This is a genomic window from Streptomonospora salina (assembly GCF_014204715.1).
Lineage (GTDB): Bacteria > Actinomycetota > Actinomycetes > Streptosporangiales > Streptosporangiaceae > Streptomonospora > Streptomonospora salina.
In genome coordinates, this window is record NZ_JACHLY010000001.1 from 34,068 (window position 1) to 47,751 (window position 13,684).

Annotated in this window: 13 protein-coding genes; 3 read left to right on the forward strand and 10 right to left on the reverse strand. The window is 73.0% G+C overall.

Annotated features, from left to right (window positions below):
* Positions 1-82: 82 nt before the first annotated feature.
* The 6 genes from HNR25_RS00180 to HNR25_RS00205 form a co-directional block, all read right to left on the reverse strand.
* The gene (locus tag HNR25_RS00180; protein ID WP_312862272.1) at positions 83-2,188 is read right to left on the reverse strand and encodes a molybdopterin oxidoreductase family protein; all 2,106 of its coding nucleotides are present in this window, start codon (positions 2,186-2,188) and stop codon (positions 83-85) included.
* Positions 2,185-3,579, reverse strand: coding sequence for an MFS transporter (locus tag HNR25_RS00185; protein WP_184632322.1), 1,395 nt, complete (start codon positions 3,577-3,579; stop codon positions 2,185-2,187). Before HNR25_RS00185 ends, HNR25_RS00180 begins: the two co-directional genes overlap by 4 nt.
* Before the next feature lie 279 nt (positions 3,580-3,858).
* On the reverse strand, positions 3,859-4,722 hold the full coding sequence (locus tag HNR25_RS00190; protein WP_184632324.1) for a metal ABC transporter permease: 864 nt from the start codon (positions 4,720-4,722) through the stop codon (positions 3,859-3,861).
* A complete protein-coding gene (locus tag HNR25_RS00195) occupies positions 4,719-5,510 on the reverse strand; it encodes a metal ABC transporter ATP-binding protein (protein ID WP_184632326.1) in 792 nt (263 codons plus the stop codon). Before HNR25_RS00195 ends, HNR25_RS00190 begins: the two co-directional genes overlap by 4 nt.
* Entirely contained in the window at positions 5,507-6,445 is a 939-nt protein-coding gene (locus tag HNR25_RS00200; RefSeq protein WP_376767391.1) for a metal ABC transporter substrate-binding protein, read from the reverse strand. The genes HNR25_RS00195 and HNR25_RS00200 overlap by 4 nt, the downstream gene beginning before the upstream one ends.
* A 117-nt stretch (positions 6,446-6,562) precedes the next feature.
* The gene (locus HNR25_RS00205) at positions 6,563-7,597 is read right to left on the reverse strand and encodes an iron-siderophore ABC transporter substrate-binding protein (RefSeq protein WP_184632330.1); all 1,035 of its coding nucleotides are present in this window, start codon (positions 7,595-7,597) and stop codon (positions 6,563-6,565) included.
* A gap of 303 nt (positions 7,598-7,900) precedes the next feature.
* Here HNR25_RS00205 and HNR25_RS00210 point away from each other — a divergent pair, with 303 nt between their 5' ends.
* Together HNR25_RS00210 and HNR25_RS00215 are read left to right on the forward strand one after the other, a co-directional pair.
* On the forward strand, positions 7,901-8,698 hold the full coding sequence (locus HNR25_RS00210) for an MHYT domain-containing protein (RefSeq protein WP_184632332.1): 798 nt from the start codon (positions 7,901-7,903) through the stop codon (positions 8,696-8,698).
* On the forward strand, positions 8,695-9,456 hold the full coding sequence (locus HNR25_RS00215; RefSeq protein ID WP_184632334.1) for a (2Fe-2S)-binding protein: 762 nt from the start codon (positions 8,695-8,697) through the stop codon (positions 9,454-9,456). The genes HNR25_RS00210 and HNR25_RS00215 overlap by 4 nt, the downstream gene beginning before the upstream one ends.
* A 15-nt stretch (positions 9,457-9,471) precedes the next feature.
* Here the strand turns inward: HNR25_RS00215 and HNR25_RS00220 are convergent, their stop codons facing one another.
* Together HNR25_RS00220 and HNR25_RS00225 are read right to left on the reverse strand one after the other, a co-directional pair.
* On the reverse strand, positions 9,472-9,807 hold the full coding sequence (locus HNR25_RS00220; RefSeq protein ID WP_184632336.1) for a DUF2795 domain-containing protein: 336 nt from the start codon (positions 9,805-9,807) through the stop codon (positions 9,472-9,474).
* Positions 9,808-10,012: 205 nt separating this feature from the next.
* Positions 10,013-10,885, reverse strand: a complete 873-nt coding sequence (locus HNR25_RS00225; protein WP_184632338.1) for an LLM class F420-dependent oxidoreductase — start codon at positions 10,883-10,885, stop codon at positions 10,013-10,015.
* A 278-nt stretch (positions 10,886-11,163) separates the two neighbouring features.
* Here HNR25_RS00225 and HNR25_RS00230 point away from each other — a divergent pair, with 278 nt between their 5' ends.
* Entirely contained in the window at positions 11,164-12,153 is a 990-nt protein-coding gene (locus tag HNR25_RS00230) for an aldo/keto reductase (protein WP_184638610.1), read from the forward strand.
* Between the two features lie 33 nt (positions 12,154-12,186).
* Here the strand turns inward: HNR25_RS00230 and HNR25_RS00235 are convergent, their stop codons facing one another.
* Positions 12,187-12,894, reverse strand: coding sequence for a metal-dependent transcriptional regulator (locus HNR25_RS00235; RefSeq protein ID WP_184632341.1), 708 nt, complete (start codon positions 12,892-12,894; stop codon positions 12,187-12,189).
* A gap of 70 nt (positions 12,895-12,964) precedes the next feature.
* Complete coding sequence (locus tag HNR25_RS00240) at positions 12,965-13,546, reverse strand: DUF421 domain-containing protein (protein WP_221457392.1); 582 nt, start codon at positions 13,544-13,546, stop codon at positions 12,965-12,967.
* Positions 13,547-13,684 lie beyond the last annotated feature (138 nt).

Here is a 13,684-nt window from a genome sequence, read left to right on the forward strand (position 1 = left end):
GGGTGCCGGAGCCGGCGCGGATGCGCGGGCGGCACCGCCTCCCTTCGTCAGCCTGGGGTCGGGGCGGGTGCGCGCGGCGGCCTCAGCCGCCGGCGGTCGGGGCGGTCGGGGCGGTCGGGGCGGTGTCGGCCGGTTCCAGTCGGACGGCGCTGACCTTGAATTCGGGCATGCGGCTGGTGGGGTCCAGGGCCGGGTTGGTGAGGTTGTTGGCGGCCTGGTCCCCGGCGAAGTGGAAGGGCAGGAACACGGTGTCGGTGCGCGCGTCGGAGCGGTGGCGGATGCGGGCCAGGGCGGCGCCGCGCCGGGAGACCACCCGTGCCCAGTCGCCTTCGGCCAGTCCGGCGCGGGCGCCGGTGTCGGGGTGGACTTCGACGTAGGCCCGTGGTTCGGCCGCGTCCAGCTCGGCGATGCGCCGGGTCTGGGCTCCGGACTGGTAGTGGCCCATCAGCCGCCCGGTGGTGGCGTAGAGGGGGTAGTCGGCGTCGGGCCGCTCGGCGGCGCCGCGGTGGCTCACGGGGGCGAAGCGGGCGCGGCCGTCGGGATGGGCGAAGGAGTCGAGGAACATGCGGGGGGTGCCGGCTTCGGGTCCGGGGACGGGCCAGAACAGCTCCTCTCCCTCGTCGAGCCGCTGGGGGGTGACGCCGGCGTAGTCGGCGCCGCCGCCCGCGGAGGCCCGGCCCAGCTCGGCCAGGACCGCATCGGGGCGGTCGGGGAAGCGTGCCGCGGGCTGTCCCAGGCGCACGGCCAGGGCACTGAGGACCTGGAGGTCGGTGCGCACCCCCTCCGGCGGGTCGAGCACGGCCCGGCGCCGCAGCAGGCGCCCCTCCAGGTTGGTCATCGTGCCCTCTTCTTCGGCCCATTGGGCCACGGGCAGCACCACGTCGCTCATCGCGGCGGTTTCGGACATGACGAAGTCGCAGGTGACGAGCAGGTCCAGGGACTGCAGCCGGTTTCGGACGCGTTCGGCCGAAGGCGCCGAAACCGCGGGGTTGGAACCCAGCAGCAGCATCGCGCCCGGCCCGTCCCCGGTGCCCAGGGAGTCGAGCAGTTCGAAGGCGCTGCGTCCGGGGCCGGGCAGCTCGTCGGGATCCACGCCCCAGGTGTCGGCCACGTGGGCGCGGGCGGCCGGGTCGTCGATCTTGCGGTATCCGGGCAGCTGGTCGGCTTTCTGGCCGTGTTCGCGCCCGCCCTGGCCGTTGCCCTGACCGGTGATGCAGCCGTAGCCGGCCCCGTCGCGTCCGGGCAGGCCCAGCGCCAGCGCCAGGTTGATCCACGCCGAGACGGTGTCGGTGCCCGTCGCGTGCTGTTCGCTGCCGCGGCCGGTGAGCACGTAGGCGCGGGCGGCGGTGCCCAGCAGGTGTGCCGCTTCGCGCACCCGGTGCGCGGGCACGCCGGTGACCTGTTCGGTCTGCTCGGGCCAGAATGCCGCGGCGTGGCGCCAGGCGTCGTCGAAGCCGGTGGTGCGGGCGGCGATGTAGTCGGTGTCGAGCAGGTCGGCGGTGCGGGCGGCGTGCAGCAGGCCCAGTGCCAGGGCGGCGTCGGTGCCCGGTCGGGGGGCCAGGTGCAGCCCGCCGTGGTCCAGCGCGTACTGGGCGGTGGCCGAGCGGCGCGGGTCGACGACGATCAGCCGGGGGGCGGTGAGGTGTCCCATCATCGGCGGCATGGTCTCGGCGGGGTTGGCTCCGGCCAGCAGGACCGTGTCGGCCGCGGCCAGGTCCGGCAGCGGGAACGGCATGCCGCGGTCGATGCCGAAGGCGCGGTTGCCGGCGGCGGCTGCCGAGGACATGCAGAAGCGGCCGTTGTAGTCGATCTGGGAGGTGCCCAGCGCCAGGCGGGCGAACTTGCCCAGCAGGTAGCTCTTCTCGTTGGTGAGTCCGCCGCTTCCGAAGACCGCGACCGAGTCGGCTCCGTGCTCGGCGCGCATGGCGGCGAGCCGGGCCGCGACGTGGTCCAGGGCGGTGTCCCAGTCGGTTTCGGCGAAGGCGCCGGAGCGGTCGGTGCGCAGCAGGGGGCGGGTGATGCGCTGGGGCGAGTGCAGCAGTTCGGCCGAGGTCCAGCCTTTGCGGCAGAGCCCGCCGCGGTTGGTGGGGAAGTCGGCCGGGCGGGCGGTGGGTGCGCCGTCGGGGCCGGATTCGATGCTCATGGCGCACTGCAGGGCGCAGTAGGGGCAGTGGGTGCGGGTGTTCACGAGGCGGCCACCGATTCGTCGTGGGATGCGGCCGCGGCCGCGCCGGGGCGGGCTGCGGGGCGCCGGAGGTAGAAGCGGCGGGTCACCGCCATACAGGCCAGGTAGAACGCCAGGAAGGCGGCGTAGGCGGGGATCGCGGTGTCGAAACTCATGAAGGACTGGCGGAACACGAGGTTGATGCCGACTCCGCCCAGGGCGCCGGCCGCCCCTACCAGGCCCAGCACCGCCCCGGAGATGCGCTTGTTGCGGGCGTAGGCCTGTTCGGCGGGGACGCCGGCGGCGATCTCGTTCTCGGCTTCGGCCGCGTAGACGGCCGGGATCATCTTGTAGGTGGATCCGTTGCCGATGCCGGTGAGCAGGAACAGGGCGATGAATCCGGTGGTGAACAGGGCGAGCGAGCCCAGCAGGGAGGCCGCCACGATCACGGCGGTGCCCGCCGCCATGGCGGCGAAGCCGATCAGCGTGACGCGGGCGCCGCCGAAGCGGTCGGCGAGCCGACCCCCCACGGGGCGGACGAGCGATCCCAGCAGGGGGCCGAGGAAGGTCACCGCGGCGGCCTCCATCGGGGTGCGGTCGAATTGGTTCTGCAGCAGCAGCCCGAAGGCGAAGGAGAACCCGATGAAGGAGCCGAAGGTGCCGATGTAGAGGAAGGAGAGGATCCAGAAGTGGCGGTCCTTGGCGGCGGCGATCTGGGCGCCCGCGTCGGACCGGGCGCCGGTGAGGTTGTCCATGCGGGTGGCGGCCACGACGGCGGCCGCCAGCAGCAGGGGGATGTAGAGCACCGCCAGCAGGTAGCCCTGGGCGGCGCCGAAGGCGGCGATGACGCCCAGGCCGGCGAGTTGGGCGGTGGCGACGCCGATGTTGCCGCCGCCGGCGTTGAGGCCCAGCGCCCAGCCCTTGCTGCGCTCGGGGAAGAAGGAGTTGATGTTGGCCATGGACGAGGAGAAGTTGCCGCCGCCCAGCCCGGCGGTGGCCGCCAGCAGCAACAGCAGCCAGAAGGGGGTGTCGGGGCGCTGGATGAGCACGGCGGCCAGGCCGGTGGGCACCAGCAGCGCGCACGCCGAGATCAGTGTCCAGTTGCGGCCGCCGAACTTGGGCACCGCCAGGGTGTAGGGCACCCGCAGGACGGCCCCGACCAGCGAGACCGCAGAGACGAGCAGGAACTTCTGCGCGGGCGTGTAGTCGAATCCGGCCTCGGGCGTCATGAACAGGGTCAGTACCGACCACAGGCTCCACACCGAGAATCCGATGTGCTCGGCGAAGATGGAGGCCCACAGGTTGCGGTTGGCGACACGGCGGCCCGTGGCGTTCCAGAACGCGGCGTTTTCGGGTTCCCAGTGGGTGATCCACCGTCCGCGGGTGCGGGACGGTGCGCTACTCGGTGCGGTCACGTCCGGGCCTTCCTCGGTCGACGACGGGGGCGCGCATCGTGACCGACGGTAGGCAGTCGGAGTTGCCTGGACGTGTCCTGTCGTAACACCCGGGAAACGGAGCGCTCACCTTGGTCGGGTGGGGTCAGTGAAGGGGTGCGCCGGCGGGTGCGGGGCGAGTGGATCCGCCGATGAGCGGCCTTTACGTTGTAGATTTCTTTTAGGGTGCGGGCGGTGTGCGATGCGTCTCGTGCCCCGGCGCCGACGCGCCGGGACACGAGGGGGCGGAGTCCCCGGCGCTCAGCCCGCCGGGGCGGCCCTGCGGCGCAGGCGGCGGGCCAGGACGCCGTGCTGGGGCCCCAGCAGGTAGGCCAGCCCGAAGCAGCACGCCTGGGCGAGGACGACAGTGCCGCCGGTGGCGACGTCGGCGTAGAAGCTGACGTAGGTGCCCAGCACGGAGGCGGCGGCCGAGACCGCGGCGGCGATGAGCAGCATGCGCTCGAAGCGGTCGGTGAGCAGGTAGGCGGTCGCGCCGGGGATGACCACCATGGCCACCACCAGGATGATGCCCACCGCCTGCAGCGCGATGACCACGGTCACCGACAGCAGCGCCAGCAGCAGCGCCTCCAGGCGGCGCGGGCTCAGGCCGACGGCGTGGGCGTGCACGGGATCGAAGGCGTACAGGGTGAGGTCGCGGTGCTTGACGGCGACCACCGCCGCGACCACCGCCGCCATCGCCAGGATCTGGCCGATCTGGGAGTCGGAGACGCCGAGCACGTTGCCGAAGAGGATGTGCATCAGGTCGGTCTCGGAGGGCACGCGCGATATCAGCACCACGCCGACGGCGAACATCGTGGTGAACACGATGCCGATCGCCGCGTCCTCCTTGACGCGCGAAGTGCGGTGGACCGTCCCGATCAGGGCGACCGAGCCCGCCCCGAAAACCAGCGCTCCCACCGCGAAGGGCAGGCCCAGCAGGTAGGACAGCACGACGCCGGGAAGCACCGCGTGGGAGACGGCGTCGCCCAGCAGCGACCAGCCGGTCAGCGTCATCCAGCACGACAGCAGGGCGCAGACGATGCCCGCGACGACGCTCACCAGCAGCGCGCGCTGCATGAAGTCGAACTGCAGCGGCAGAGCGAACCACTCCACGATCGCGCTCATCCGGGCCCTCCCCCGGTCGGCGGGACGATGCCGAAGGCCTCCATCAGCCGTTCGGGCGTAAGCACCTCGCCGGGCGGGCCGTGGGCCAGCAGCCGGCGCTGCAGCAGGGCCGCCTCGTCGCACAGCGCCCCCACCCCGACCAGGTCGTGGGTGGAGACCAGCAGGGTGTGGCCCTCGTCGCGCATGGCGGACAGCACCGCGGTGATGGTGGCTTCGGAGGCCCGGTCCACACCGGCGAAAGGCTCGTCGAGAAGGAACACGCGGGCGCCCTGGGCGATGCCGCGGGCCACGAACACCCGTTTGCGCTGGCCCCCGGACAGGGCGCCGATCCGGCGGTGGGCGAGCCCGGTCAGCCCGGTGCGCTCCAGGGCGGCGCCGACGGCCGCGCGGTCGGCCCGGCGCGGCCTGCGGGTGGGCCCCATGCGGCCGTAGCGGCCCATCATGACCACGTCGGCCACGCGCACCGGAAACGCCCAGTCGACCTGTTCGGCCTGGGGGACATAGCCCACCAGACCGCGCTTGCGCGCGGCGGCGGGGCCGGCGCCCAGGATCGCTACGCCGCCGGTGTCGGCGGCGGTCAGGCCCATGATGGCGGTCAGCAGGCTGGATTTTCCCGAACCGTTGGCACCCAGCAGGCCGCAGATGCGGCCCGGTCCCACGCTCAGGCTGACGTCTTCGAGGGCGCAGACGTCGCCGTAGCGCACGGTCAGCTGCGCGACGTCGAGGGCCGGCGCCGCGTCCGCGGCGTCCGGCCGCCCCGCGGCCGGGGTGGTTTCGGTGGCGCTCACGCGTCCTCCTCGCGGGTGAGTCCGGCGGCGACGGCTTCGGCGTCGTAGCGCAGCAGGTCCAGGTAGGTGGGCACGGGCCCGTCCGGCGGCGACAGGGAGTCGACGTAGAGGTCGGGGCCCAGCTCGGCACCGGTCTCGTCGGCGACCTGCTGCTGGATGCCGCTGTCGACGGTGGTCTCGCAGAAGACGGTGGCGACGCCGTTGGACCGTACGAACCGCACCACCGAGGCGACCCGGCCGGGGGTGGCTTCGGTGTCGGAGTTGACCGGCCACAGGTAGCGCTCGGCCAGTCCGGCGTCGCGGGCCAGATAGGGGAAGGCCCCTTCGCAGGTGACCAGGGCGCGCTGGGGCGGGTCGACACCGGCGAGGCGGTCCCGCAGGTCCTCGCCGATGGCGCGGATGCGCTGTTTGTAGTCCGCGGCCCCGGCGGCGTAGGTCCGGGCGCCGGCGGGATCGAGAGCGGTGAGGGCGGCGGCGATGTTGTCGACGTAGACCAGGGCGTTGTCCGGCGACATCCAGGCGTGGGGGTTGGGCTCGCCCGCGTGGCCGCCCGAGACGACGGGCACGGTCTCCACGCCGTCGGCCAGGACGGCGGTGGGCGCGTCGACGGGGTCGGTGAACCGGGTGAACCACGCTTCCAGGCCCAGTCCGTTGTGCAGCACGAGGTCGGCGCCGCGGCCCCGCAAGAGGTCCTCGGGGGTGGGTTCGTAGGAGTGGATCTCGGCGCCGGGGCGGGTGACGGACTCGACGTCGACCCGGTCGCCGGCGACGTTGCGGACCATGTCGGCGAGCACGGTGAAGGTGGTCAGCACGGTGAGGCGGCCGTCGTCGGGGTCGGGTTCGGCCCCGGCCGGCGTGCAGGCGGCCGCGCACACCAGGGCCGCGGCGGCCGCCGCCACACGGGTTGAAGCGAGGCGATCTCCTATGTTTGGCACGCCCAACTACTACCACAGGCGCGGCGCATCCACACCCGTCCGCCCCGCATACGCATACCCGCGCCCCGCCGGCGAGTGCGGTCGCCGGCGGGGCGCGGGTATGCGCGGGGTGCGGCCTCAGGCCTCGCCTTCGGCGGCCGCGCCGAGGTCGTCGACGAAGCCGTCCATCACCCAGGGGATCGTCAGCGGGTTGGGGGTGGAGATCGCCATGGACTCCTCGGGGGCCTCATAGCCGATGTAGGAGCCGTTCTCCACGGCCGGGATCTGCTGGAAGACGGGGCTCTCCTCCAGTTCCTCGCGCTCCTGGGCGGTGTTGAACCACATCACGAGCACGTCGGCGTCGATCCGGTCGGCGTTCTCCTGGCTGAGGGTGCCGTAGAACTGGCCGTCCTCGACGGGCAGGTCCTCGACGAAGCCGGCCGGGGAGAATCCGAGCTGGCCCATGATCCTGGGGCGGGCGTCGCCTTCGATGTAGAAACCGAACTCGCCGGTGGAGGGCATGACGGTGCCGACGGCGTGGGTCGTGCCCTGGAACTCGGGGTGCTCCTGGGCCAGGCCGTCGATGTAGGCGGTCGTGTCGTCGACGATCGTCTGGGCCTCGTCCTTCTTGCCGACGGCCTCGCCGATGGTGAGTGTCTGCTCCTGCCACCCGGTCATCCAGGGCTGGTCGAGGTAGGGGACGGTGGGGGCGACCTTGGTGAGCTGCTCGTACTCCTGCTCGGTCATGCCCGACTGCACGCCCAGAACGAGGTCGGGAGACAGTTCGGCGACCTGCTCGGCGGAGATGCCGTCGTCGGTGTTGATGAGCTCGGGCTTGTCGGCGCCCAACTCTTCGAGCTTCTCCAGGTCCCAGGGCAGGTAGCCCTCGTCGTCGCCGGCGTAGGTGGAGGCGTTCATACCGGCGGGCACGATGCCCAGTTCGAGCAGCGTGGCCTCGTCGGACCAGCCGACGGTGACGATGCGCTCGGGTTCCTGGTCGATCGTGGTCGAGCCGTGGGCGTGCTCGATGGTCACGGGGGACCAGTCGCCGCCGGAGGAGCCCGCGTCGGCCTCGGTGCCGGACGGGGCGCCGCAGCCGGCGGCGGCCACGGCTGCCGCCGCGACCAGGGCGATGCGGGTCGAGGGGGCCGAAGCCCTCGCCAATGAAGACATAGGGGGAGCCTTTCTCGGATCAGGGTCACAACTGCCTGCTGCACACGTCCAGGGGAGGCCAGGCGAGACTAGGTGAGGCTAGCCTAACCCACATTTCCCCTGGCGTGTCACCCCGGGGATCCCCCTGTCGCATCCGAACCGCCCGCACCTTCGACCGGCCGCCACGGCGGTCGCCGGACACGCGGGGATGGCCGCAGGCGGCCACCCCCGCCGGCACGTCGGCCCCCGCACCCGCTTCCGGTGTGGCGTACTCTGCACACGTAAGCCACAAAACGGACAAAACCCTTATCCCGGAAGTCCTCGATGATCGAACACTTCGCCTACGGGTGGACGACGCCCGTGATCGCCTGCGCGGTCTCCTTCCTCGGCTCGCTCATCGGTCTGCAAGCGGCGGGGCGGGCTCGGTACAGCCAGGGCCGGGTCCGCACCGGGTGGCTGGTGCTGGCCGCCTTCACTCTGGGTACCGCGGCGATCTGGGCGATGCACTTCATCGCGATGCTGGGGTTCTCGGTCGAGTCGGCCACCCTGCGCTACGACGTGCCGCTGACCGTCCTCAGCGGACTGCTGGCCGTGGCCGTCGTGGGGGTGGGGCTGTTCTGGAGCATGATGTGGCGACCCGGTTGGACTGCCGTACTGGGCGGCGGGATCATCATGGGCCTGGGCGTGGTGACGATGCACTACATGGGAATGGCCTCCATCCGGATGCAGGGCGAGATGCACCACGACCCCCGCTACACGGCCACCGCCGCGGCCGTGGCCCTGGTGGCCTCGACCCTGGCCCTGCTGTTCGCGCTGCGCCTGCGCGGCCTGCTCGCCATCGTGCTCGCCTCACTGGTCATGGCCGCCGCGGTGGCGACGATGCACTACACTGCCATGTTCGGCATGAGCGTGACCGCAGCGCCCGAATCCCCGCTCGACACCCCGGTCACCGGCGCCACCATGATGGACTTCTTCATGCCGATGTTCGTGGGACTGGGCCTGCTGCTGATGATCATCTCGCTGATCCTGCTGCTCTCCCCCGCCGAGAACCGCACGGATCCGGCCACGGACCGCGCCCCCGCGCACACGGCCGACCCCTCGGTGTTCACCCGCAGGCCGTGACCGTCGATCCCGCGCTGCGCACGGCTCTCGCCGACGCCGCCACGGTCAACGCCTTCTTCGCCGTGGACACCGCATCCGGCCCCGGCGCCGGGTACCCGGTGTCCGACCTGCGGCGCGCCGATCTGCTCGACGCCGAAGTCGCGGCCGTGCGCTCCGGACTCGCCGCCGCGGCCGGGATCCCGGCAGGGGCCGTCGAGCTGCGTGCGGCGGCCTCTGCGGCCTACCAGGGACTGGCCGCACGGCTCATGGCTCCCCAGACGGCCGCGGCGCTGTGCCACGGAATCGCCGCCCCTCCCGAGACGCTGCGCTGGCGCATGGCACGAGGCCGGCTGTACCCGGCGCTGGGCGGCGGCGCGGGGGCCGCTGCGGCAGCCGGCCGCCCCCGCGCCGAGGCGGCCGCCGACCTCCTCGCCGAGCACGTGGTGGCCGCCGTACTCGTGCCCGCGGCCCAGGCGCTTCGCGCGCGGATCCGCCTGGCGCCGCGGCTGCTCTACGGCAACGCGGCCTCGGCGCTGGCCGGGGCCGCGGCGGCGCTGGCCGCAGCCCGCCCCGGGCACGCCGACGACGCGTTCACGCTGGTGCGCCTGCTGCTGCAGCGGCCGCCGCTGCGCGGCCTGGGCGCCTATTCCCCCTCCCCCGCCGGGCCCGGCGAAGGGCCGCCGGTGTTCGCCCGCACGACGTGCTGCCTGTACTACCGCGTCCCCGGCGGGGGAGTCTGCGGGGACTGCCCGATACCCGCCCGCGCCCGCCGGGGCTGAACGGCCGCGGGCCGGTCAGGAGCCGCGGTTCTCGCCGAGCTCGTCTTCGATGGGGTTGACCGGCCCGGTTTCCCGGACCTGCTCGGAGACGCCGGACGTGGTGTGGTGCCGGTGCTGCTGGGCGCGGTCGGAGTCGTCGCGCTTCTGCCCGCCGAGCTCGTCCTGGGGCACGGCGCGCAGGACTTCGCCGGGCGCGTCGAAGTCCGCCGGGGGCATAGCCTGCAGGGCGCTGAGCAGGAACCGGTCGGCACCCTGATCCTGGGCGTACTCCACGATCCGCTCCTTGCCCACGGGAAAGTCCAGACCGGACAGGATCTGCTTCAACCCTTCGAGGTCGTGCAGTACCGCCATCGGGCGCTCCTTTCGATCGGCCGCTGCCGCCCGCGGCGCCGCACGGACCGGCGCGGCCGCTTCGGCGCAGCTCGCAGCAGCGGGTGTGCACCCGCCGACTACCCGGCGCCGCCCCTGCCATTCACACCCGGCCCGGCTCCGGGCACACGGCCGGTGCGGCGCGCGCCGCAGCGCGCAACCGGGGCGGCCCCGGGCGGCGCGGGCGTCAGCGGCCCGCCGGGGTGATGTCCGCGGCCTGCTCGGCGACGCGCCCGAGGAAGGCGGCGGCGCCCTCGTCGTCGGTGTAGCCGGTGCAGATGACGTGGTCGATCCCCAGTTCGGCGAGGCGTCCGCACTCGTCGACGACCTGGTCGACGCTGCTGTCGCGGCCCACCATCGCCAGAGCGGTCTTCTCGATCTCCGCGTAGGGGCGCCCCTCGGCGGCGCAGTGCCCGCGCAGCACGTCGAGCTTGTGCTCCAGGTCGGGGCCGGCGAAGAGGTTGCAGGCGTCGGCGTAGGCGGCGACGTAGCGCAGCGTCTTCTTCTCCCCTCCCCCGCCGACGAGGATCGGCGGACGCGGCCGCTGCACCGGGGCCGGGGAGTTCAGCGGACGCTCCAGCCGGTAGTGCGTGCCGTGGTAGGGGCTTTCGTCGCCCGACCACATGCGGTGGGCGATCTGCAGGGTCTCCTCCAGGCGCTCGAAGCGCTCGGCCGTGGGCGGGAAGGGCAGCCCCAGCCCGCGCGCCTCGCCCTCGAACCACGCGGCGCCGATTCCCAGCCACGCGCGCCCGCCCGAGAGCACATCCAGGGTGGTGACGCCTTTGACCAGCATTCCGGGGTGGCGGTACACGGCGCCGGTCACCAGTGTGCCCAGGGTGATGTTCTCGGTCACTCCGGCGGCGTAGGACAGCGCCGAGTAGCCCTCCAGCATCGGCTCCTCGGCGGCGCCGACCATCTCGATCTGCCATACGTGGTCCATGACCCACAGGCTGGACAGACCGGCCCCGTCGGCCTCGCGCGCGATGCGGGCGAAGGCCGGACCGATGTGCTCGGGGCTGCCGGCGCCGGTGAAGCGGGGAATCTGGATGCCGATGCGCATGGGCGGCTTCCTTACCGTGGTGCACCCGAATCCTCGGGTGTGCGTGTGTCGTCGGTGCCCATCGAATCAGCGCCCGCCCCCGCCGCCAAGCGCCGCGGCCCCGGCGGCCCCGGCAGGGCCGGGCGCGGCCGAGCCCCGCCCGCGGGGAGCCGCCCTGCTGCGGTGCCGGCACCCCGGTACGTGAAACCAACGCCACACTTTTTCCGTTACCATTGATAATGTATCATCGTTATCGGATAAGCGATAACAACGATCAAGCAAGGAGTGCCACCGTGGCCATGGAGACACGCCGTCTCGGCAGCACCGGCCCGCAGGTCTCGGCCCTGGGCCTGGGCATGATGGGCATGTCGGACCTCTACGGTCCGACCGACCGCGCCGAGGCCGTCGCCACCGTGCACAGAGCCCTGGACGCCGGGATCACCCTGCTCGACACCGGCGACTTCTACGGCATGGGCGACAACGAGATGCTGCTGCGCGACGCGCTGAAGGAGCGCGACCGCGGCAACGCGGTCATCAGCGTGAAGTTCGGCGGGATGCGCGGCCCCGACGGTTCATGGGTCGGCTACGACGCCCGCCCCGAGGCGGTGCGCAACTTCCTCGCCTATTCGCTGCGCCGCCTGGGCACCGACCACATCGACGTCTACCGCCCGGCCCGCCTGGACCCCCGGGTGCCGATCGAGGACACCGTGGGCGCCATCGCCGAGATGGTCGAGGCCGGTTACGTGCGCCGCATCGGGCTCTCGGAGGTCGGCGCCGAGACGCTTCGCCGCGCCGCCGCCGTGCACCCGATCAGCGACCTGCAATTCGAGTACTCGCTCCTGTCACGCGGCATCGAAGACGAGATCCTGCCCGCCGCGCGCGAACTCGGTATCGGCGTGACCGCCTACGGCGTACTCTCACGCGGGCTGCTGTCGGGCCACTGGAGCAGCGACCGCGACTTGGCGGCCGGCGACTTCCGCTCGGCAAGCCCGCGCTTCTCGGGCGAGAACCTGCGCCACAATCTGGGCCTGGCCGAGGCGCTGGGCACGGTGGCCGCGGAGAAGGGCGTCACGCCGGCCCAGGCCGCCATCGCCTGGGTCGCCGCGCGCGGCGAGGACGTCGTGCCGCTGGTGGGCGCGCGCCGGCGCGACCGGCTCTCGGAAGCGCTGGGCGCGCTGGACGTCGAGCTGTCCCGGGACGAGGTCGCCGAACTCGAAAGCGCGGTGCCTCCGGGCGCGGCCGCGGGCGAGCGCTACCCCGAACCGCAGATGCGCCAGCTGCCCGTCTGAGGCGCGGACGGCGCGGGGCGGGGCCCAGCCCGGTCAGCTCCGGCCCTCCTGCGCGGGGGCCGGGGCGATCCACAGGGCCTCGGCGGCGAGCAGGCCCAGGGCCTGCTCGCGCTGGGCGCCGGAGGTCCCGGTGCGCACGATCAGCGGTCCGCCGAAGGGCCGGCGCTCCACCAGTTCGATGCGCATGCCGATGCCGATGTCCTGCTCGGCAAGGTGGCGCAGCAGGTCGGGGTCGGAGTCGTTGACCCGCACGATGACCCCCCTGGTTCCCGCATCGGCCGCCGAAAGCAGCTGCGTCTCGCGCTCGGGGACGTCGCCCTCGCGGGTGGGGATGGGGTCGCCGTGCGGATCGGCCGCCGGGTGGCCCAGGTACGCCGCGATGCGGTCGACGAACCGGTCGGAGACCACGTGTTCGAGGATCTCGGCTTCGTCGTGGACCTCGTCCCAGGAGTATCCCAGCGCCTCGACCAGGTAGGTCTCCAGTAGGCGGTGGCGGCGCAGAACCGCCAGCGCGGCCTTGTCGCCGGTCTCGGTGAGCTGCACGTCCCCGTAGCGGCGGTGGGACACCAGGCCCAGCTCGCCGAGCTTGCGCAGCATTCCCGAAACCGAGGAGTTGGACACCGCGAGCCGCTCGGCCATCGCCGAGATCGTCACCGGCCCGGAACCGCGTTCCTGCAGGTCGTAGATGACTTTCACGTAGTCCTCGACCGAGGTGGACGGGCGCTCGGATGCGTTCTCCATGGCGGCCACGGTACCGCGCCGGGCCTGGTGGGAGGTGCTGTCGCCGCCCCTCCCCGCCGCGCGGCCGCGCTCACCCCTGCGGGCGGTCCCGCTCCAGCAGCTCCTCGATCCGCCGCAGGCGCTCATGCAGAGCGGCGGCGTCGGCGCCGGTGGCCGGGCGCCGCTCGGGGCGCATCTCCACCAGGACCGCGCCGCCGGGTTCGAGGACCACGCGCGTGGTTTCGGCGACGCTGTGCGCGCCCTGCTTCTTGATCAGCACGTCGACGTCGGAACGGCGGACGGCCAGGCGCCGCAGAGCCGCACGGTCGTAGCTGCCGTCGCGCGCCAGGACGATGGGCGTCCCGTTGAGCGCCCGCCACGTCCACGCCCGAGCCGCGGCGCTGCGCACCACCAGGGCGTCGGTGGCGAGCAGGACCACAGCGCCCAGCAGCCCGCCGACCAGGGAGTAGTCCTCACCGATGATGGCGTTCTGCACGACGTTGGCCAGCAGCAGCATCAGGGCCAGGTCCATGGTGTTGAGCTGGGCCGTGTCGCGTTTTCCCAGAACGCGCAGTAGGACGGCCAGCGCGGCGTAGACCGCGACCGTGCGGATCACCTTCTCCAGCAGCGGCACGCCGCTGACCGCCAAGTCGCTCCAGATCGCGCTCCACATGGCGGGCCGTTTCCGTTTCGGGTGCGGGGCCCGGCAGGACCCCCGGGGGCCGGAGCGCGGCGACCGGATGCGCCGGGCGGTCCGCGTGCGCCGCGCGCCGACCATCGTGGCGCCGCCACGGCCGAAACCCCCGGCGCC

What these genes read in the sequence shown, in the direction of transcription:
- HNR25_RS00190 (WP_184632324.1), bottom strand. Translation starts at nt 4,722, where the DNA reads ATGAGCGCGATCGTGGAGTGGTTCGCTCTGCCGCTGCAGTTCGACTTC.
- HNR25_RS00205 (WP_184632330.1), bottom strand. Translation starts at nt 7,597, where the DNA reads ATGTCTTCATTGGCGAGGGCTTCGGCCCCCTCGACCCGCATCGCCCTG.
- HNR25_RS00210 (WP_184632332.1), top strand. Translation starts at nt 7,901, where the DNA reads ATGATCGAACACTTCGCCTACGGGTGGACGACGCCCGTGATCGCCTGC.
- HNR25_RS00220 (WP_184632336.1), bottom strand. Translation starts at nt 9,807, where the DNA reads ATGGCGGTACTGCACGACCTCGAAGGGTTGAAGCAGATCCTGTCCGGT.
- HNR25_RS00225 (WP_184632338.1), bottom strand. Translation starts at nt 10,885, where the DNA reads ATGCGCATCGGCATCCAGATTCCCCGCTTCACCGGCGCCGGCAGCCCC.
- HNR25_RS00230 (WP_184638610.1), top strand. Translation starts at nt 11,164, where the DNA reads ATGGAGACACGCCGTCTCGGCAGCACCGGCCCGCAGGTCTCGGCCCTG.
- HNR25_RS00235 (WP_184632341.1), bottom strand. Translation starts at nt 12,894, where the DNA reads ATGGAGAACGCATCCGAGCGCCCGTCCACCTCGGTCGAGGACTACGTG.
- HNR25_RS00240 (WP_221457392.1), bottom strand. Translation starts at nt 13,546, where the DNA reads ATGTGGAGCGCGATCTGGAGCGACTTGGCGGTCAGCGGCGTGCCGCTG.